The organism is Nostoc sp. (assembly GCF_036917355.1).
GTDB lineage: Bacteria > Cyanobacteriota > Cyanobacteriia > Cyanobacteriales > Nostocaceae > Nostoc.
This window is the reverse complement of record NZ_JBALDP010000021.1, coordinates 1-20,741: the sequence shown is the minus strand read 5'-3', so window position 1 is coordinate 20,741 and position 20,741 is coordinate 1. Positions and strand designations below refer to the sequence as shown.

The 20,741-nt window shown below is 40.9% G+C and carries 16 protein-coding genes, 1 tRNA gene and 1 CRISPR repeat array; of the genes, 8 read left to right on the top strand and 9 right to left on the bottom strand.

Annotated features, from left to right (window positions below):
* Nucleotides 1-39: 39 nt before the first annotated feature.
* The 3 genes from V7K53_RS05540 to V7K53_RS05530 all read right to left on the bottom strand — a co-directional run bounded on the left by V7K53_RS05540 (nt 40) and on the right by V7K53_RS05530 (nt 5,732).
* Nucleotides 40-1,329 (bottom strand): glucose-1-phosphate adenylyltransferase, encoded by a 1,290-nt coding sequence (locus tag V7K53_RS05540; RefSeq protein WP_335196616.1) that lies wholly within the window; start codon nt 1,327-1,329, stop codon nt 40-42.
* Nucleotides 1,330-1,891: 562 nt separating this feature from the next.
* The gene (locus tag V7K53_RS05535) at nt 1,892-2,224 is read right to left on the bottom strand and encodes a hypothetical protein (protein WP_335196615.1); all 333 of its coding nucleotides are present in this window, start codon (nt 2,222-2,224) and stop codon (nt 1,892-1,894) included.
* 70 nt (nt 2,225-2,294) lie between these two features.
* A complete protein-coding gene (locus tag V7K53_RS05530; RefSeq protein WP_335196614.1) occupies nt 2,295-5,732 on the bottom strand; it encodes an nSTAND1 domain-containing NTPase in 3,438 nt (1,145 codons plus the stop codon).
* A 146-nt stretch (nt 5,733-5,878) separates the two neighbouring features.
* Between V7K53_RS05530 and V7K53_RS05525 the strand changes: the two genes are divergently transcribed.
* On the top strand, nt 5,879-6,250 hold the full coding sequence (locus tag V7K53_RS05525; protein ID WP_335196613.1) for a CU044_2847 family protein: 372 nt from the start codon (nt 5,879-5,881) through the stop codon (nt 6,248-6,250).
* A gap of 5 nt (nt 6,251-6,255) precedes the next feature.
* On the opposite strand, the gene V7K53_RS05520 is transcribed toward V7K53_RS05525, so the two are convergent.
* Together V7K53_RS05520 and V7K53_RS05515 are read right to left on the bottom strand one after the other, a co-directional pair.
* Complete coding sequence (locus tag V7K53_RS05520) at nt 6,256-6,555, bottom strand: hypothetical protein (RefSeq protein ID WP_335196692.1); 300 nt, start codon at nt 6,553-6,555, stop codon at nt 6,256-6,258.
* A gap of 113 nt (nt 6,556-6,668) precedes the next feature.
* Nucleotides 6,669-8,396: a S8 family peptidase gene (locus V7K53_RS05515; RefSeq protein WP_335196612.1), complete on the bottom strand. Its 1,728-nt coding sequence runs from the start codon at nt 8,394-8,396 to the stop codon at nt 6,669-6,671.
* Nucleotides 8,397-9,024: 628 nt separating this feature from the next.
* Between V7K53_RS05515 and V7K53_RS05510 the strand changes: the two genes are divergently transcribed.
* The gene (locus tag V7K53_RS05510; protein WP_335196611.1) at nt 9,025-10,491 is read left to right on the top strand and encodes a glycoside hydrolase family 13 protein; all 1,467 of its coding nucleotides are present in this window, start codon (nt 9,025-9,027) and stop codon (nt 10,489-10,491) included.
* Between the two features lie 97 nt (nt 10,492-10,588).
* Here the strand turns inward: V7K53_RS05510 and V7K53_RS05505 are convergent, their stop codons facing one another.
* Nucleotides 10,589-11,008: a fasciclin domain-containing protein gene (locus V7K53_RS05505; RefSeq protein WP_335196610.1), complete on the bottom strand. Its 420-nt coding sequence runs from the start codon at nt 11,006-11,008 to the stop codon at nt 10,589-10,591.
* Between the two features lie 150 nt (nt 11,009-11,158).
* Between V7K53_RS05505 and V7K53_RS05500 the strand changes: the two genes are divergently transcribed.
* The 5 genes from V7K53_RS05500 to V7K53_RS05480 all read left to right on the top strand — a co-directional run bounded on the left by V7K53_RS05500 (nt 11,159) and on the right by V7K53_RS05480 (nt 13,337).
* Nucleotides 11,159-11,395 carry a DNA-directed RNA polymerase subunit omega gene (locus V7K53_RS05500; RefSeq protein ID WP_094351515.1) on the top strand — a complete coding sequence of 79 codons (237 nt, stop codon included), beginning with the start codon at nt 11,159-11,161 and terminating at the stop codon, nt 11,393-11,395.
* A 184-nt stretch (nt 11,396-11,579) separates the two neighbouring features.
* On the top strand, nt 11,580-12,125 hold the full coding sequence (locus tag V7K53_RS05495) for a hypothetical protein (protein WP_442940472.1): 546 nt from the start codon (nt 11,580-11,582) through the stop codon (nt 12,123-12,125).
* A 57-nt stretch (nt 12,126-12,182) separates the two neighbouring features.
* Nucleotides 12,183-12,548, top strand: coding sequence for a DUF1818 family protein (locus V7K53_RS05490; protein WP_335196609.1), 366 nt, complete (start codon nt 12,183-12,185; stop codon nt 12,546-12,548).
* Nucleotides 12,549-12,598: 50 nt separating this feature from the next.
* Nucleotides 12,599-12,672, top strand: a tRNA-Pro gene (locus tag V7K53_RS05485).
* A 314-nt stretch (nt 12,673-12,986) separates the two neighbouring features.
* Nucleotides 12,987-13,337, top strand: a complete 351-nt coding sequence (locus V7K53_RS05480; protein ID WP_335196608.1) for a histidine triad nucleotide-binding protein — start codon at nt 12,987-12,989, stop codon at nt 13,335-13,337.
* Between the two features lie 124 nt (nt 13,338-13,461).
* On the opposite strand, the gene V7K53_RS05475 is transcribed toward V7K53_RS05480, so the two are convergent.
* The 3 genes from V7K53_RS05475 to V7K53_RS05465 all read right to left on the bottom strand — a co-directional run bounded on the left by V7K53_RS05475 (nt 13,462) and on the right by V7K53_RS05465 (nt 19,447).
* On the bottom strand, nt 13,462-14,142 hold the full coding sequence (locus tag V7K53_RS05475; RefSeq protein ID WP_335196607.1) for a RibD family protein: 681 nt from the start codon (nt 14,140-14,142) through the stop codon (nt 13,462-13,464).
* Between the two features lie 137 nt (nt 14,143-14,279).
* A CRISPR array of direct repeats spans nt 14,280-16,899; the repeat unit is 37 nt; unit sequence GTTTCAATCCCTAATAGGGATTTTAGTTGATTGCGAT.
* Nucleotides 16,900-17,152: 253 nt separating this feature from the next.
* Entirely contained in the window at nt 17,153-17,920 is a 768-nt protein-coding gene (locus V7K53_RS05470; protein WP_335196606.1) for a circadian clock KaiB family protein, read from the bottom strand.
* Between the two features lie 243 nt (nt 17,921-18,163).
* Nucleotides 18,164-19,447, bottom strand: a complete 1,284-nt coding sequence (locus V7K53_RS05465) for a type IV pilus twitching motility protein PilT (protein WP_335196605.1) — start codon at nt 19,445-19,447, stop codon at nt 18,164-18,166.
* A 732-nt stretch (nt 19,448-20,179) separates the two neighbouring features.
* On the opposite strand from V7K53_RS05465, the gene V7K53_RS05460 reads away from it, so the two are divergent.
* Nucleotides 20,180-20,551, top strand: a complete 372-nt coding sequence (locus V7K53_RS05460; protein ID WP_094349008.1) for a hypothetical protein — start codon at nt 20,180-20,182, stop codon at nt 20,549-20,551.
* Nucleotides 20,552-20,741 lie beyond the last annotated feature (190 nt).

The following is a 20,741-nucleotide window of genomic DNA, read 5'->3' as shown; positions in this document are numbered from 1 at the left end:
ATTCTTAACTCAGTACTCACAACTCAGCACTCACAACTATTAAATGATGGTTCCATCAGGAATTACAGCATTTTTCATTACGACAACGATGCCACTACGGATGTAAAAACCTTGACTTTCTCGGTCAGCTTCTTGCACGTTATCTTTATTAATGATTTTGACATCGTGACCGATACTGGCATTTTTATCAATGATAGCACCGCGAATAATTGAGTCAGTACCAATACCTACAGGAATGTCACCTTTTTCTACATTACATTGGCGTTCTACAAAAGCTTGATAAAAATCTGCACCCATGAGTAGGGACTCTTCGATGACACAACCAGATTCAATTCGCGATCGCACTCCCAACACTGAATGTTGAATGCGGCAATTTTTCAAAATACAACCTTCGCCGATAATTGATTCTGTTACCTGGCAATCTAAAAGTTTACTTGGAGGTAAGTAGCGAGCACGTGTATAAATTGGTGCTTTTTCATCGTAGAAACTAAAGGGTGGCTGAGGCTGCTGAGTTAGGGCTAAATTGGCATGATAAAATGCTTCGATTGTTCCAATATCTTCCCAGTAGTCATCAAAAAGATAAGCTTGAACGTTGTAATCTTTAGAGGCATCAGGAATAATTTCTTTGCCGAAATCAGTCCTTTCTGTACCTTCTCTCAATAACTTAAACAAAACCTCTTTTTTAAAGACATAAATCCCCATTGAGGCGATGTAAGGCTGTAGCTGGGCTTGTTCTTTTGATAATCCCAGTACACTTGTATCAACTTGCATTTGGAGTAACGCTTCACCTTTGGGTTTTTCGCTAAAATCGATTACCCTACCAGAATCATCAATTTTCATCAAACCAAAATCTGAGGCGCGACGCTCATCAATGGGGATGACTGAGAGAGTAATATCAGCCCCCGTTTCTCTATGGCGCTGGATAAACTGGCGATAATCCATGCGGTAGAGGTGATCGCCTGAGAGAATTAGATATTCGTCTGCATTCCATTCTTCCATTAACCATAGGTACTGACGTACAGCATCGGCTGTACCTTGGAACCAGTTGGGGTTTTCTGGTGTTTGTTGTGCGGCTAGCACTTCTACAAACCCCTCATTGAAGCCAGTAAAGTTATAAGTACGGGCGATGTGACGATTCAGGGAAGCTGAGTTGAATTGTGTCAGGACGTAGATTTTGAATATTTCGGAATTTATGCAGTTACTAACAGGGATATCTATTAAGCGATACTTCCCTGCTACTGGTACTGCTGGTTTAGCGCGTAGTTTGGTTAGCGGGTAAAGCCGAGTACCCGCGCCACCACCAAGAATGATTGATAATACTTTCTTCACAAAATTTCTCCCGACTGCCTTTCAACTCTCATCTTCAGTTTAGGACTGTCTGCCACCACAGGTAAGGGGGATCGTCTGATTCTTTGGGATGAATTTTACAGAATCCTACTGGTGATCGATAGTGGGGCTGATAAGGAGAAAATATAGAACATTTGTATTAATTGAGATGAAAAATGGGGTGCGATCGCTAGACTATACTCAGGCTGAGAGACATAACTAAATTTCAGGTTATGCTCAAAAAATGCAACTTTAAAGACATCTGCTAATAACCCATTTGCTAATTACGGATTCAGGCGATCGCTTAGAGTTAGTTGAGAGGATGTTTTAAAAGTTGCTAATGATGTATCAAAGACTTTTAGATCCTCCTAAATTACCCTTAAAAGGGAAACTTTGATTCTAGTTCCCTCCTTTTTTAAGGGGATCAATAAAGTGGCTAAAATCATAGCTAAATACTTGTAAAACATCCTCTATGCAATAAAATTTCGTCCAAAAAAAAGTATGAGAAGAGTTTACTGAATCAGACAATTGATATCTATGCTGTGGTTAATCCCTTTCATTTTATTTATGGTTTTGAAGGGGGTCCAGGGTTAGTAGGTCCATGTTCTTGAGCAGCTTGTGCTGTATAAATCTGATTGGTTTTCTGGATATTAATTCTATCATCTAGTACCAGATAAGGGTTATTAGTTTCGTCTTCTTCAGGTGGATTGGATACAGATGCAGACATAATAGATTTATGTTCTTCGACTTCTATCAAGTGTAGCAACTGTGGATCTTCAGGGTGACTAGGGTGATTGGGTGCATGGTCTCCTTCAGATCCTTGGGGGTTAGTCTTATTTCTTCCAGGATTCTCACTTTCAGGGTGGATGGGTTTGGAATTAGCTTCTAAGTTTTCCATCTTTTAAATCCTTATATTTCTCCTCACCATTATACAGCTAAATTATGTATTTTTTAATATTAATGACTAGTTATTTTTTAGCAGTTTCACAAATATTACGAACATCAAGATATTTTTTGCGTGCCCGAGCATTATTGTTTAAATAGTCTGATAGCCAACTACAGCTTTTTTTTAATAAATTAGCAGTATTTGTCTGGGATGTATTATCAGACTGAGCATCTAAACTCCATATCCTTATAGTTTGATCGCGACTAACAGTAACAATCCATTTACTATCCTTGCTAAAGCTCAAATCAATGATTCTATCTTTGTGTCTTCCTATAAAATATTGTTGAGTCATTTGAGCATCTTTCCATAGTTGTATATTTCCGTCAATATTAGTAGCAGCAATTGTTTTATAGTCTGGGCTAAACTTGACTTTGTAAGGATTGTTAGCATCTATATTTTTTATATCTGACCACGTTTTTTTGTCATTTTGCCTTCGCCATATTCTAACCGTATTATCGTAACTAGAGGAAATAATAGTATCGTTATTAAGACCAAAAGCTGCATAACTTACTGATGCAGTATGTCCTCGTAAAGTAGAAACAAGAGTACCATCTTTGCTGAATATTCTAATTTTTCCATCATCGGAAGTAGTAACAATGTTTTCACCACTATTATTATGACTAAATTCTGCACTCCAAATTCTATCTTTGCCATTTCCTAGTATGGTTTTATAAGGTTTTTGTATAATTTTTGATGAATTATATTCCCATAACCTTACAGTGCCATCTTCCGTAGTAGAAATTATTTTATTATCAGGACTAAAATTGACAAAAAAGATATTTTTATCTTCTCTAAGATAATCGAGGAAAGTACCATCTTTCTTCCAGAGTTTAACTTTTTTATCATCACCACCAGAGACTATATATTGACCGTCAGGACTAAAATTCACACTCCAGACAGCAGCATCATGTTTCATAGGTGCAGGGGTTTTAACTGGAGTACCATCTAGTTTCCAAAGTCTCACAGTTTTATCTTTACTGCCAGAAACGATAAGTGGCTCTCTAGGACTGACACTTACACTGGTGACAGAATCTAGATGTCCCTCTAAACGATTACGCTCCTGTACCCCATCAATTACTGATTTGAGTCGCTTGAGTGTGTCAGCGCTATCTATGCCGAAATCTTGGAATTGCTTAAGTGATTGTATACTTGCTATCATCGCCTCAAGCTGATTCCCTGTTTGCAAAAGTAGCTCAGGTGATGTAATTAATGCTCCAGAAACGAACTTATCCTTCAGGCTATTCTTTATGCTAAGTTGCCATGCAAAAAATCCCAATCCCCCACATAAGGCTATAAGTATTGCAGAAGCGATCGCAAATCTAGTTCTTTGTAATTCAGCTTTGGCTTTGGCTTCTGCTTCTCGTTGAAGTTTTTTTGCTTGCTCTAATTCTGCTTGAATTTCTCTATCGCGTCTCTCCAAACTCTTATGCAAAAATTCTGATTCTAATGACGTAAGTCTGGGCTGAGTTTTATTCACCCACTCAGAAATTACAGCCAAGTTTGCACCTGCCAACAGTGCATCATCCGATTTATCAAACCTTTGTTGCCATTCCTGACAATCTTGCTCTAAAGAGCGACTGAGACGAATATTGTCTAGATTTTCAGCAATCCAAGTATTTAATAATTTCCACTCAGATAAAAGCGCTTCATGGGCAACTTCAATCGTATTTTCATCAGTGATAATTAAACGTTGTTGAGAACCCGCCAGCAATCCTACAACCCTTTGCAATTGTTGTGGAGAATCTGAAATTGCTTCTAATCTACTCCAGCTAGCACGCCGCCGCGTCACTTCTCCAGTTTCACCTAATTGCACCAATTCCATAAACAAGCGACGCGCAAAGGCTTGATCTATAGTTGTTAAACTTTCATACAAAATTGTCGCTCGTTTATCTAAAGCTCCTTTAACCCCGTCAATTTCCTCATAACCTTTGCGAGTTAAAAGCGGTTGTGGCGATTCAGGTTCTTCAATGCAAACTCGCCACAACTCTTTAAGGGCATATTGCAGTATGGGTAATGCACCTGGACGGTTGATAACATCGGCGGCAATTTGCGAAACTAAACTATGCTCAAACGTGACACCATGTAATTTTGCTGGTTTTTCTATTGCTTCTTCTAACTCAGAAAAAGACATCGGTGTGACGATGAATGATGTGGGAGGAATGCTATTGATGAGAGTAATAATTTCTAAATAGTCAGCACAACGATTTAAGAAATCACCGCGAATTGTCAAAATTATCCGCGTTTTTGCCTCAATTTTTTTTACTTCTTGTGCTATTAAACGGATAAAAGCTTTGCGTTCCTCATCATCTTGACACAGGGTAAATACTTCTTCAAATTGATCGATAAATAATAGATGCGGTTGATTTTGCTGCTGTTGTTTAGCTAAAATATCAACTAATTTACCTAAAGGATGTTCTCCTGGTGTAAAAGATGCGATTTCCCATTGACTGCTTCCAGAGAGACGATCGCCTTTCAGTTGTGGTAACAAACCTGCTTTTACTAAGGAAGATTTACCACTACCTGAATAGCCAATTACAGCCAAAAATCGACTCTCTGCTAAACGCGAAATTAGGGTACGAACTGCTTCATCTCGTCCACAAAAATATTGTGCTTGCTCTGATTCAAAAGCATAAAGTCCCCGATAGGGATTTTCCTGATTGAAAGCAATTTTTTCACCTGTAGGAATATCTAATTGGGGATAAGTAACCAGAGTAATGGAACGTCCCCAACCCATACGAATCGGCTCTTGTACAGAACCTTTAAGTTCGTTGCTGATAAAATCAAATAAGCGATCGCCACTAATTCGCCTACTATTACCTGCATTTTCAGCCGCCAATCCCTTAACAACTACGCCTGTAAAAATACTATATTCTTCACTTTTAATCACTCCGGCACGTTCAAAGCCCCGACACGCTGTAATTAAGTAATAATCCTTTTGTGTAGTGAAAGCGCTAAGAGTTCTTTCTATTAACTGTCTTTCTAAGAAATAGCCGCTATGACAGCAATCGAGTAGCATCACCAAACTACTCAATTGCGAATCTCGAATTAAATCGTTAAGGCTATCCAGGGGAATACCATATTTTTGTTCAACCTTTTCGTTTTCCTTAAATTCAATCTGACAATCAGAACTTGCCAAATATCCCTTTTGTTGTCCCAAATTGTCGGAAATAGTAAAACCGTGTCCGCTAAAATAAATCAGCGCTTCATTATTAGCAGCTTGCTCTAGCAGGAATGTTCTTAAATCTTCCCCAAGTTGAGCGCCAGTAACTTTTGACGCTGCCATTTCATAGTCGTTTTTATCTTTATTCCAGCGCTGCGGTAGTCTTTGCACAGACTGGAAATCACCATATTGCTCTAAAAGTTGTGCTATAGCCTCAGCATCATTTGTAGTCTTCGACAAACGCGGTAATGATGGGCTGACATACTCGGCGATACCAATAACAAGCGCGTATCGTGCCATTTAACACACCTTGGGTTGGTAAATGCGGGATAATCTTGACAGACACAATGATGGCTGTGTTGCTAACAACAACACCATCTGTTATTTTTCCGCAAGTAAACTGAAATTTATTCAGATACGTTACAAAACTTTAATCGAGGTAGCTTATGTCAGAAGTACAACAACTCTTTTTCCAAGCAGACGGGGAGATTGAGCAGATTGAGATTAACGTCACAGCCACCGAAATAACTCAGGAAATTGAGGAGGACGACGATGGCATAGAATACATGGATGTACGAACTGATGCGATCGCTCGAATGCAACAAGCTCGGCAAATGATTCGCTCTTATACTATTTATGCTCTTAGTGCTTTTAAAGACTTCAATACTGCTGAGATTGAAGAGGTAAGACTGAAATTTGGCATTAAGTTGGGTGGTAAAGCAGGCATTCCTTACATTACCGAAGGCTCTGCTGAAAGTAATCTGGAAATTGAGGTGAAGTGTAAGTTTCCAGAAAAACCAAAACCTGATTCACAATAAACGCATTAAACACCCAATTTTCCTATATTTAGTCTCCTATTAACCAAACCTAATTGCTGCGATCGCTTCAAAGATTTCACCCAAGGTTGCTCTGACAACTGAGAAATAGCATTCGGTGACAGTGTTGCTGTGAAAATATCTTTGCCACTGCTAACACCACTAACGCCTAAACTTTCTAAAATAGCAGTTGCAGCAGAGTTTAAAATTGGTTCAGTATGGATAAAAACTACCAAACTAGTTTCTTCTGAATCTTGAACATCATTTAGCGCTGTAGCAAGAGCGGCATCTAGTTTCTGATAATTCATCAGCAATTCCTTGGTAAACAGGGTAGACATTTATGCCTACCCTAACCTATCAAATTTATAGGTTGTTGTTACCTATCCTTGTACAGAAATAATATCCATCTTTCTCAGTCTAATTACAGATTAGCTGCATTAATCACTCCATAACCCCATTTGTCATCAAATGTGCCTGCGGGTTTTCCAGGAATTGCACTATTTTTACGTAGCAAGTCTTTCACAGCAGCCGGATCGAGTTTCGGATCTCGCTGCAACAGCAACGCCACTAACCCACTAACAAACGGTGTCGCCATACTCGTACCAGCCTGAACCACAAACTTGGAATTAATCATCGATGAGCGGTCGAAATTTGCATCGGCAGAAAGTGTGGAAATAATCATCGCTCCTGGTGCTGCTACATCGGGCTTCTGCCCATCATTGCGTAGAGGTCCTTCACTACTGAATTCCGAAATAGTATCCAATTCTAAGCCCATTTCTCGCACTTGGCCATCAATATCTGTATACTTTGTTTTAGTAGTATAGGCAGCAACTGTAATTGCACTGCTGGCGGCTCCCGGCGAACCAATTTTTAAGGCATCTTTGACACTTTTACCTGTGAAAAACACTGATGAACTATCATCTAGTGTCCACACATTTAAACATGTGTCAGTTGAAGAAGTGTTGCGGACTCGCAGCTGCCAAACACCTCCCATGACTTGCGAGGGGCCGATACCACGTATTTGCACAAAGAAATTATGGTCGCCGTTGGCTTGGTCTGGCGCTGGTGTCGCTAATTGCACCCGTGCATCTGGTAACTGATAATCTTGGGCTGCATTACCCTCAGTAATTATTTTTTGAAAGGGGGTGACAAAACCGTTAGGACTCCGCACAGATACTTCCAATTCGCTATCTTTGGCATACCAAGCGTTTAACCAAACTATGCCTACTTGATTCAAAGGAACATTAAAGCGCATACCACGAGTGCGTCCACTGGGTATTGTCGTTTGTCCATGAATGTTATCGTTTCCTTCGTTACCCGCTGCACAGCAAACAATTCTTCCTGGGCCAGTTTCGGCATCAATAACTTTGGATAGGGAGTCGCTACCATCATGGGCATCTGCGTGTCCACCCAAGCTGAGATTTACTACTGCTGGGCGTCCCAACTCTCTAGCAACTCGGAAAATATAACGCACACCATCTGCAATGTGGGCATCCTGTAAATCTGACCTGACGACAACTAATTCTGCTTCTGGGGCGACACCGCCATAACTAGCATCGGCACCAGCGGCAATACCAGCGACGTGAGTACCATGACCGCCAGTATCCTGAGAAACTGTCAGTTGCGCTCCGCTAAATTCAGCCCCATAGCCGCCCTCTGTGACTCCTGGCCCTGGCAATGTTTGATCCCAAATGTGTAAAATTCGTCCAGCAAAGGCGGGGTGTTTCGGATCGATGCCACTGTCTATAATGCCGATGATTACTCCTTTACCAGTCAATCCGGTTTGATTCTTAAATTCCGGTAGTTTGACTGTTCCCATTGCAGTGTCCATCCTCAAATGAAGTTTGCGTGATGGCTTAATCCGCTGAATCACATCTTCTTCAGATAAGACATCTAAACTCTCTATCGGTAAGAAAGCTGTCCGCACACTCCCAGAGTTTTGATTGACTTCAATATTATATTGTGATAGATAACTTAAGTCTGCATCAGGCTCGCAGTAGATAAAAACGACGCTCTTAGTGGGCTTGACCGGGCTTTTGTGGGCAATGATGCCAAGCGATCGCTTATGTGTAACTAAAGCTCGATCTCCTTCATTTTGATAGTCTTGATATGCCAAAAGTAGTCCAGGAGAAAGTTTTTCGTGTCTCATTTTTACCTTAAATTAAATTGAGTTGCTGTCAATAAAGTAGTGATTCTAGCAGGATAAGTCGCTCTAGAATTAAGGCAGACTATGTAGTTTTTTCGCTTCAATTATTTGATGCGACTACAGTTATCTATTTATTTTATAGATAACATCAAATAAGTTTAGGAGGTAGGAGTTATTCCTAAGACAATTGCTAATTTATAACTCATATTCTAGAATTACGTATCCCTCATAGTGATTTTCTGTAGTTCCTAAGACATCTGCGATCGGTTGCATCTAAAAATTACCTAAATCTAAGGTAACAGGTAATTTTTATGAAGCTATTAAACTAATCCATTGTCTGCCTAAATCATTACGGACAAAGTGAGGAAAATAAAATTAAGAATAATTAACTAATAAATAAATTTCTTAAAAAAGTATTCAGGAATCAGAATGCAATCAGTGGCGAGTCCTAGTTGACCTATTAAAAACTAAAACAAAATAGTTAAGACTGATAACATTTGTGTATAAAACAGGATGAAAAAGGCTAAATCACTAATGAATACTAACAAAAGACAGATTCTCTATCATAAGTAAGAGCCATAAAGAAGCTAATATTTGCAACGATCGCTTCTAAACATACAAAAAGTTATTCATGCAAATTCAAACACCAGACTGGGTGAAGCACGCTGTTTTCTACCAAATTTTCCCAGATCGTTTTGCCAGAAGCAAACAGCCGCGCAAACGGTTATTGCAGGAAGCCCGTTGGGAAGATTGGGACTCTATGCCAACACTCCAAGGCTATAAAGGCGGCGATTTATGGGGCATTATGGAGGATTTAGACTACATCCAGAAGTTAGGGATTAACGCGATTTACTTCACACCCATTTTTCAATCCGCCAGCAATCATCGCTATCATACCCACGATTATTACCAAGTTGACCCGATGTTAGGGGGCAACGAAGCTTTTAAAGAATTACTCGATGCAGCCCATCAACGAAATATCAAAGTCGTTCTGGATGGGGTGTTCAACCATTCCAGCCGGGGCTTTTTCTTTTTCCACGACGTTTTAGAAAATGGCCCCCATTCGCCTTGGGTAAATTGGTTCAAAATAGAAGGCTGGCCCCTTTCACCATACAACGGGGAATTCCCTGCTAACTACGTGGGTTGGGCGGGAAATCGGGCCTTGCCAGAATTTAACCACGATAATCCAGAAGTACGAGAATACATTATGGAAATTGCCGAATATTGGATTAAATTCGGCATCGACGGTTGGCGATTAGATGTACCATTTGAAATCAAAACTCCTGGTTTTTGGCAGGAATTTCGCGATCGCGTCAAAGCCATTAATCCTGAAGCTTACATTGTGGGCGAAGTGTGGGGAGATTCCCGCGAGTGGCTAGATGGGACGCAATTTGACGGCGTGATGAATTATTTATTTGCTGGGCCAACAATTGCCTTTGCAGCAGGCGATCGCGTAGTCTTAGAACAAGTCCAAAGCCGCGACTATCAACCCTACCCACCCTTATTTGCTGCTGAGTACGCCACCAAAATCCAAGAAGTACTGCAACTTTACCCTTGGGAAATTCAGCTAACTCAGCTCAATTTGCTTGCAAGTCACGATACAGCCCGATTGATGACCATTGCAGGCGGTGATATAGCCAGTATAGAATTGTCAACTCTACTGCTGCTCACATTTCCCGGTGCTGCCAGCATCTACTATGGTGACGAAGTTGGCTTACCTGGAGGAATAGACCCAGACTCACGTCGTAGTTTTCCTTTAGAGACTAACTGGAATCAAGAAATTTTCAATACTCACCGCCAGTTAATTGCCCTCCGCCACACTTACCCAGCTTTGCGTACAGGTGATTATCAAGTTCTCTTTGCTCAAGGACAACTTTATATCTTTGCGCGAACTTTGGGGACAGAGGAATTAATAATTGCCATCAACGCTGGTACAAGTTCGGCAACAGCGAATGCAGATGTCCCCACTTTGCGTACTCAACCCAACAAGCTTTTATATGGCACTGCTGAAGTTGAGTGGAATAGTGAAGGAGAAACTCAGCAGTTGTCATTGACTATTCCCGCACGCAGTGGCTGCATTCTGGGGGCTAGGGGCTAGGAACTGGGGATTGGTGATTGGGGACTGGGGGATGAGGGCGACAAGGAGAAAAATCAATGCTCAATGCCCAATGCCCAATGCCCAATGCCCCAATACATTACTTCCCCGCCACCATTGCAGGCATCAATACCGCATCAATGATATGGATTACGCCATTGTCTGCGAGAATATCTGTTTTCAGGACATTGGCGTTATTCACCTTAAATTTACCGTCGGCAGATTCAATGGCGACAATTGACCCTTCAAGCGTCTCCGCCTCATTAATCTGTACCAAATCATCAGACCTAACATCCCCACTAGCGATATGATACGCCACAATTTTCTGGAGCTTGGGGATATCTTGTAGTAGCGAGTCTAAAGTTCCCTCTGGCAGATTGGCAAAAGCTTCGTCAGTTGGTGCAAAGAGCGTGAAAGAACCAGGGCTTTTCAACGTTTCTATGAAATTTACAGCTTTAGCAGCCTTTATTAGGGTATTGAAATTACCCGCTGCGATCGCAGTTTCCACAAGGTCAGCCATGAGGGTGCGTTATTTAATACTACAAGTTACTTATAAAGTGACTAAAATATCTTAGCCTCTATCAATAGAGAGGTTGCTGGCGATTTCACAGACCGCAGTAGACTGATTTACTACTGTTACACTGGAGAATGACCCCAAGAACCACTGATTATGCTAAAGCGTTCTAAGTTCGAGACAACTCAATCTCAGATTATGCACCGTGCTGAGGATCTGATTAGTGCAGCCTCAAATCGATACCGCATTACGGTTCAGGTGGCAAATCGTGCTAAACGTCGGCGTTACGAAGACTTTGAAAGTAACGAAGATGCGATGATGAAGCCAGTGCTAAGAGCAATAATCGAAATGTCCGATGAATTGACTCAACCAGAAATTATCGGCGAACTATAAGATTGAGTGCTGAGTGGGAAGTTCTGAATTTTGAATCAGGTAAATTCATATTTTCACTCAGCAACACCCAAAATATTGTTCTATGAAAAAGACAAAATTTCTGTTTAAATCAATTTTCTCAAAACTTGCAACTAAGCACTGGCTCAACCTGAGCTATCCCCTAACACCACTACTCCTTACCTTAATGGTAATGGGTGTAATTGTTTTGGGTTCCGGGGCGGATAAATCAATACATAGAAATTTATTTAGTATCCAACCTGCTTCTGCTCAGAGAGTCACTCCTAGCGATGTTTGGCAGCTAGTGTATCAGCAATTGCCAGATTTCCCACGGGAAAATAAGTATATCAGCAAAGAAAATGGGAAAGTTGCCGAAAGCAACACCTTAGCAAATCGTCTAATTAGATATCACATTTATACCAAAGGGCGGGCCCCCATTTATCGCTTAGATTGGAAGCTGACTTTAGCTGATTACCTAGGTGTGAACGAAATTATGTATGATACTACCTATCCAGGAAATGATGCACTACAGAAAAATCCGATAGAAGGCGATCGCAAAGCCATCAAGAGCCTCACCCGCAGCCAGCGAGATGCCCTAGTACAAGTCTTAGTGAATATATTTAATCCTACTTCCCAAAACACCGTACCCCCTAACTCCAACACCGCACCAAGTCCAGCTACATCAACTACCCCACAGCCACCACAACGAGGAGGTGCTGAACTACTTAAGTAATAGAAGAGTTATTAAGTTGTAAATTAATAACTCCTAACTCCTCACTCCTCACTTTTTATGGAACGCGTTGTCAAAACCGGATCGGGTTGGCGTATTGGCTGGAATCCCGATACACCTGAGTTTAAAGGTTTAGTTGGTACAGATGATTGGGCAATTGAGTTAACCGAAGCCGAGTTAAATGATTTTTGTCGTCTACTAGTACAGCTAGCAGACACCATGAAGCAACTCGCAACTGAATTGATGGAAGAGGAAAAAATTACTTGTGAAGCCGAAAGCGATTTATTATGGATGGAAGTAGAAGGCTATCCTGATGATTACAGTCTGCGCTTCATTTTGAATACAGGGCGATGTGTAGAAGGTAAATGGAATGCTTCTGCGGTTCCAGATTTACTGCAAGCTAGTGGGATGCTTAAGGTTTTTTAAAATTGCCTCTTGATTATCCTACAGTTTTGCTATATGATAGGAATTCTGACCGGGGCGTAGCGCAGCTTGGTAGCGCGCCACTTTGGGGTAGTGGAGGTCGTGGGTTCGAATCCCGCCGCTCCGATTGATGATAAGCCATACCTGCTAGTCTTTTTAAAAGATTAGCAGGTTTTTTCATAGCTTTTACCTGAAAAAACCGAACCGAACAGTAAATATGGGTATACCCAATACTTTTCGGTTAAGGGGGAAAGGGGAAAAGGAAAAGGTTTGAATTTACCTTTACCCCTTACCCTTTAACCTTTCCCCTAGACCAAAAAAGAGATTGTTGGGTTTATCGGAAAAGTATTGGGGATGTACCCGCACAATCAAATTTTCTCAATGATAAGTAATTAGGCGGACTTAATATAAAATCTCTAGCAGATTAGTAGGTAGATTGGCATGAGTGAAAGTACAGAAACGATTTTCAGCAAAATCATTAGTCGGGAAATTCCCGCTGATATTGTTTATGAGGATAATTTAGCCCTGGCATTCAAAGACATCCATCCCCAAGCGCCCATTCACATCCTCGTCATTCCTAAAAAACCCATTGCGACACTAGCTGAGGCTGAATCTGAAGATCATGCTGTGTTAGGGCATCTTTTGTTAACTGCTAAACGTGTTGCAGAAGTTGCTGGACTAAAAAATGGTTATCGAGTTGTCATCAATGCTGGTGATGACGGCGGTCAAACAGTCCATCACTTACATTTGCATATTTTGGGAGGGCGGCAGTTAAATTGGCCCCCTGGTTGATCGGAGGCAAAAAGCAAGGGGTAGGGGAAAAAGTACAAACTGAGTTGAATTGTAAGCGAAAGTACTCCTGCTCCCCTGCTTGTTAATATCAACGCTCATAGTGCTTAATTCTGGCAGCGCGTTTTCACTTAACCGTGCGGTAATGTAAAAACAAATCACTTCCAACCTGACGAGTTTCTATGAGTTGGAGATGAGGAGCAACATCGGGAAGAAAACCCTCTCCCTCCACTGGGCTAGGAGCGTGCTTTCCTCCAAAAATGATCGGCCAAATGGTCAACCACCAATCGTCAATTCGCCCTGCCTTGACTAGAGCAGCTGTTAAAGAGCCACCTCCCAAAGCAACGACTTTGTGAATACCTCGCTCTGCCATCAAGGTGTAGGCCCGATCCCAGTCCAGGTCTGTATCTCCCAAATCAATTAATTCGGCCAGTTTTTGCAAAGTTGTTGTATCAGAACTGCGCTCTAAAGCAGTCCGTGTGGTAAATATCCATCGCTCAATGTCCTGACTCAAAAAAGGCAAGTCTGGCGATAGGTCAAGGGAACCTGAAACAACGCAAGTAATCGGCTGAGGAGACTGACCCCGAACCTCACGCGCTGCCAACAGTTCGCGATCGCTAATTGCAAAGGTTCCCCCCTCAGCCCTAATTGTCCCTGCTCCTACCAGGATTAGATCGGCAAGAGAAACTTGGTACTCCACATGTGCACGATCGACTACATTAGGTTCACGGGGCGCTTTCGGATCTACGGCACTAATTTTTCCATCGGCCGTCATGGCAAGAACCAAAGTTGTTTGGATAGCTGACATGATTATGTTGTAACGATTCTTTATAATTTTACCTTTTTGAAGCCTCTCAATACTATTAGAGTAGACATCTTGCAAGTGGTAGATAATATTAATTGATTGCGATGTGTGGGATTGCTGTTAAAGGCTTACGAGATATCGTTTCAATCCCTAATAGGGATTTTAGTTGATTGCGATGAAATATCAACAGGAGTTACATCATGAATCTGAGTTTCAATCCCTAATAGGGATTTTAGTTGATTGCGATGGCTCGTATGTGACAAAATGAGGATTAGGCGTTTTGTTTCAATCCCTAATAGGGATTTTAGTTGATTGCGATGCGAGTGGTATCTACTTCCCCTTGAGCTAAATTTGTTTCAATCCCTAATAGGGATTTTAGTTGATTGCGATTTTAGTTGGCGATAGAGGTCACTACGGCCCGTTAGGTTTCAATCCCTAATAGGGATTTTAGTTGATTGCGATTCATTGTATTCAAACACATCCCCTACACTAGTTGGTTTCAATCCCTAATAGGGATTTTAGTTGATTGCGATAAGCCAATAGTGTATCACTTTGGGTTTTAGTGTAGTTTCAATCCCTAATAGGGATTTTAGTTGATTGCGATGATTGGGCATTAACTCATGGGCTTGTAGGCTCTGTTTCAATCCCTAATAGGGATTTTAGTTGATTGCGATTTCATCGATAGAAAGATGCTCTACGCTAGGATAATCAGTTTCAATCCCTAATAGGGATTTTAGTTGATTGCGATCAATATTTGGCATCCTGACAAACATTTGAAACTAGTGTTTCAATCCCTAATAGGGATTTTAGTTGATTGCGATCATTCTATCTTCCGCCTCATTAGAGGTAGAAGCAAAGTTTCAATCCCTAATAGGGATTTTAGTTGATTGCGATGATTCTAGAATCAATCTCCACTTTAACTACTTTCTGTTTCAATCCCTAATAGGGATTTTAGTTGATTGCGATTTTCCCTGCACTATCAATAGATTGCTCCGCAGGGTTTCAATCCCTAATAGGGATTTTAGTTGATTGCGATGATTATTTCAAGAGCTTGAAAAAGCTAATTTTGTGTTTCAATCCCTAATAGGGATTTTAGTTGATTGCGATTAATGTAAGTTCTGAGAATATCAATTCTCATTACTGTTTCAATCCCTAATAGGGATTTTAGTTGATTGCGATGCTTTGGCGAAGTCAGCCAGAAGATATTGCTGGGTTTCAATCCCTAATAGGGATTTTAGTTGATTGCGATTTTTTACAGATCAGCCAGTAGATATTATAGATTTTGTTTCAATCCCTAATAGGGATTTTAGTTGATTGCGATAGGTTTACTAGAAGAAACCTTAGAAGAACTAATTGAAGTTTCAATCCCTAATAGGGATTTTAGTTGATTGCGATTTATCTTTGCTGCTTTCCATAGTTCCAGTGGATAAATAGTTTCAATCCCTAATAGGGATTTTAGTTGATTGCGATAATTATCGCTCAATCCTGGTGTTGGGTTAGCGATGTTTCAATCCCTAATAGGGATTTTAGTTGATTGCGATGGGGGTAGTGGTACATGGGTAGCTGATAATCAAGGTTTCAATCCCTAATAGGGATTTTAGTTGATTGCGATCAAGAATTTGAATCGGAATTAAATAATCAGGAGTGGTTTCAATCCCTAATAGGGATTTTAGTTGATTGCGATTAAAAAATCTTCCAAGAAGATTATCCCTTTGCCCAGTTTCAATCCCTAATAGGGATTTTAGTTGATTGCGATACCTAATCCTTGATTATCAAGTGCGGGAAGTTTCTAGTTTCAATCCCTAATAGGGATTTTAGTTGATTGCGATAGTCAGAATCTCTTAGTAAGTTACAAACCTCATGTTTCAATCCCTAATAGGGATTTTAGTTGATTGCGATGTACTTTTTATGGGCTTCAGTACCTGGGATGAAGTTTCAATCCCTAATAGGGATTTTAGTTGATTGCGATTCCGTAACTTTACCGTACCATCTGGGATTAGCCTGTTTCAATCCCTAATAGGGATTTTAGTTGATTGCGATTGTGTAGATGAGTTTGACTATATTCCGTTTTAGCCTGTTTCAATCCCTAATAGGGATTTTAGTTGATTGCGATCTTAGAGCAAGATAGGCGTAATAGCTGGAATGATCTGTTTCAATCCCTAATAGGGATTTTAGTTGATTGCGATTATTTAGTTTTTTCTAAAAGGAAATGCCTTCTGCTGTTTCAATCCCTAATAGGGATTTTAGTTGATTGCGATTAGGGTCTAGGCAGTTTAACTTAGGGGGATATGTTGTTTCAATCCCTAATAGGGATTTTAGTTGATTGCGATTTTGGGGCTAGGAATACGGGGATTGCTGGGGCATCGTTTCAATCCCTAATAGGGATTTTAGTTGATTGCGATTCTATCAAAAGGCTAACCCGATGCCCTGTAAGCAAGTTTCAATCCCTAATAGGGATTTTAGTTGATTGCGATTCATAAATAAGTGGCTTCGCTACGCATCTATAAAGTTTCAATCCCTAATAGGGATTTTAGTTGATTGCGATAAGATTTGGAGAACTACCACCGCGAGAAGCAGAAGTTTCAATCCCTAATAGGGATTTTAGTTGATTGCGATAACTTGGAATTCTCAATGGAACCACGGCAAGACTAGTTTCAATCCCTAATAGGGATTTTAGTTGATTGCGATTTGTCGGGCTGCTTTTCGGTCTGTCGGGATGCTTTGTTTCAATCCCTAATAGGGATTTTAGTTGATTGCGATCGCAGGCGTCTGAAAGCTATGTGTTATTTGGTTTTCAAGGTTCAATAGCGCGAATGCGAAAATCATAACATAAGGACTGGCAATTGTACTAACTGTAAATAACTGAAAGTCAGTTGATATAAGGTGCGCGGATGGTTTCAAGATGCTAAAGCTCTTAAATCCTTGCAGATACTGTAATCTAGCCATTTTTGTAGTTCCCCCTTCACCAACACCTACCCATTCGCGCACTTGGCAAACAAACTAGTCTGATTACTTAAAATTTTTCCTTAGCAGCCAACATCTGTAAAATCTTTTCTACATGATCCAACTCTCCAACGATTCGTCGAATTGGGTGAGGCCAAACCTTGACAAGGGTAGGAGTTGCAGAAACCTGATTTAGTTCTGCTTGTTCTGGATGACTTAAAACATCAATTACCTTCAGAGTATAAGGGTGTCCGAGCGATCGCTCTAACAATTCGTGTAAATTTTGCAGAATCCGTTCAGTAGAACTGCTATGTCCGGCAACAAACAAGCGGAGAACATAGCCTTGTGTGATAGCTTCTTTTTTTTGTACTATTACTGGTTGGTGATATTTTGGTACAGGTTCAGAAAGGTCTAAGCGAACAATTAAATCGTGATCCTCCCAAAGCTGCCCAAATGACGAGCGGTAGCTTGTTAACACCATGCGATCGCACAATCCCTCTTGCCAAGGAGCTGCTTGCCATACTAATTCCCCTGTGCCAAAAACAGCATTAAGCAAAGTTTGGTGTCTAATTACAGCCGGATAAGCTTCAGCAAAAGTTCGCACTTGTTGAGTGCGCGGATCTAACCAATTGTCAATAGTTGCAGTATAACAAGGCACTAAAAAGTGCGGTGGCTCTGGTAAATCTAGAATTTCTTGCAAAGCCGAGCACAAATGCAAATGCCATCGACCTTGCTTGCTAGGGTCGATGCAGTAAATTAAATCTCCTCCAGGTGTAAATAGCGCAATGCCTTTAAACAGCTGGGGTGTAGATAGTTTATTTGTCGTCAAGTTATTCACAGAGGTTAGGGAACTAAAAGTAAAAATTCTCTCTTTTACCTTTTACCTTAGCTATAACCTCAACCAGGATCGCAAAGATATTTGGGATTAGTTAACGGAAGATGAGGGAGCAGGGGAGCATACTTCTCTACGAGAGGCTGCGCCAACGACTGCGCTCAGTAACCGGGGGAGCAGAGGATTAAGGAGCAGTAAGTTTTTCCCCTCTGCCCCTTACCTCTACCTCTTGTGCCCAATGCCCAATCGTTAAACTCGACCTCGGAGAAACTGTGCCATTTCGTTAGGAGTTGGTGACATTTCCAAAGCAGTTTCTTCAGTGATGCGTCCGTCTTGATAGAGATTCAGCAATGACTGATTCATCGTAATCATGCCATCAAAGCCAGCTTGTTTCATCAGCTCGCCAATTTCATCATACTTACCGTCTTTGATCCATTCCTTAATCGCCTCAGTATTGATCAGCACATCGTGGAAAGCAGCCCGCTTACCGTCAGTTGTGCGACACAAACCTTGAGCAATTACTGCCACTAAAGACTCAGAAATCGCCACCCGCATTGCATCCTGCTCATCACCAGAATAGAGGTTAAGAATCCGCTCAATGGTTTTGACCGCACTATTGGTGTGCAGGGTTCCCATGACTAAGTGACCAGTCTGAGCGGCTTTTAGGGCGGTATTAACTGTTTCCTTGTCCCGCATTTCCCCCACCAGAATCAAATCTGGGTCTTCCCGCAAAGCTGCTTTCAAAGCGTTGTCAAATTTTCGGGTATGCATTCCCACTTCCCGCTGTTTGACTAAAGACTTGCGGCTTTGATGAACAAATTCTATCGGGTCTTCAATGGTGATGATATGTTTGGCCATCTCCTTATTGATGTAGTCAATCATCGCTGCCATTGTAGTGGACTTACCAGAACCAGTGGGCCCTGTCACTAGAATTAAACCTTTATGGTGATGACAAATATCCCGAAAAATTGGAGGTAATCTCAACTGTTCCATAGTTAAGATTTTTAGCGGAATCAACCGCAACACCATTGCAGGCCCTTTGAGGGAGCCAAAAACATTAATCCGCACGCGAGCAAATTCGTATTGAGTTGCTCCGTCAAATTCTAAGGATTCTTCAAAGCGCTGAATTTCTCCCTCACTCATTACCTCCCGCAACCAACTCATAAAAGTTTCTTTATCTGTTTCTGGATAATCTCCTGATTGAATTTCTCCTCGGCTGCGGAAGCGGGGTGGTTCACCCACACCTAAGTGCAAGTCAGAATATCCCTGATCGTAAGCTTCTCTGATTAACTTCTCTAAAGTGACTTCTGGACTGCTGTTTTGAGGGCGAACTGAATTAGGTATTGGCGGTGGACTACCCGGACGATGACCTGCAACAGGCGGATTAGTGCCCCTATCCATTGACATATCCAATGTTTGTGTCATCTGCCGCTGCGTACTAAAGGTTGGAGTTGGCGGTGGTGGCGGCGGCATTGGTGGCAAATTACGTCCGGCAGCAGAGTTAGAATTTAATGGAGACTGTGATTCTGTCATATATCTTCACATTTGGCAGTTAAAAAGTTGAATTAACGAGAAGTAAAGTCACTTGCTTTGATGACTTTTGGAGAATGCTTGTCTGCAAGCCTTAGCGGTGATAGAAGGCGATTGAAACTCTAGAACCACGGTCAATCTATTTCATCTACCTCAATTGGTATCTTTTATTTCCTAAGATTTCACTACTCAGAATATTTAGATAGATTATTTAACCTATCTAAACTGGTTTAACACACGTAAGGACTTAAAAGACCTCAGAAAATACACATAGATTAAAAAGTATATTTTAATGATTTTACTTTTAAAGTAAATATTCTCATAACTTAGATGAGAAATTTATCCCAGGCATGGGCCCGAATTGCCAGCAATTAACAGCACAAATACTAGCAGATCATTTATTCTGGCTGTATAGGAATTATGAGAAAGACTACTAATTTTTATAAGAAATGTTAAGTTAAATAGGAGCGATATCGTGGGGATCAAGGTTAAAAGCTCATACCTTTTAGGTTCTATACCTGAAGGTAGATGCAGTAAACAAGTTTTTTTAATAGATAGAAAGTTGACTTTATATTCATAATTACGAAAAATTAACTGTAAACTTTAGTAAACAAATGCTCATTTTCCCAATTAGTTTTTATATACTGAATTTCACTGAAGAACAATTCAGTTTACTCGCGAAAAGCGAGATATAGCTGAAATTAAAATCTGTTGTGTATTTTGGGAGGAAAAGTCATGGTTTCTGCTCAAAGCTCTAATCAAGGAAAGACCTACTCCTTGTTGATGATTAAAAGCTTTTTAATATGGACTTTTACATTAGCAGTATGTTTGTTGGTTGTGGGTTTTCCACTAGTTGTGTTGATGGCTACGGTCGGATGTCTGTTGTCGATTATCTTGCAATCTGTGATGCCTGTTAGTGCGGTTTTGCTTGTAGCAGGCGCTCTAATAATGTTTAATGTTATGGCAGTTGTATTGGCTGCGGGTGTGCTAACTGTTAAGGGAGTTCATCCTAGTGAAGTTAAATGGTTAAGCTGGCTGCATGGAGAGGCAGACCAAATGCAGGCTACTGTTTACGCTGCTTGCCCTCTAACTTGTGAGATTAAATAGTTATTACAGGTTAATTAGACAAACAGTGCGTCTGCCCGGTTAAGCCGGGTTTTTTCATGGTTTTTATAATTTGAACTTTTAGAGGATGTCTGAAAAGTTTTTTTTGTATACACCTAGCCATTGGAGATCCCCCTAAATCCCCCTTAAAATGGGGGACTTTAAGACTCTTATCCCCCCTTTTTTAAGGGGA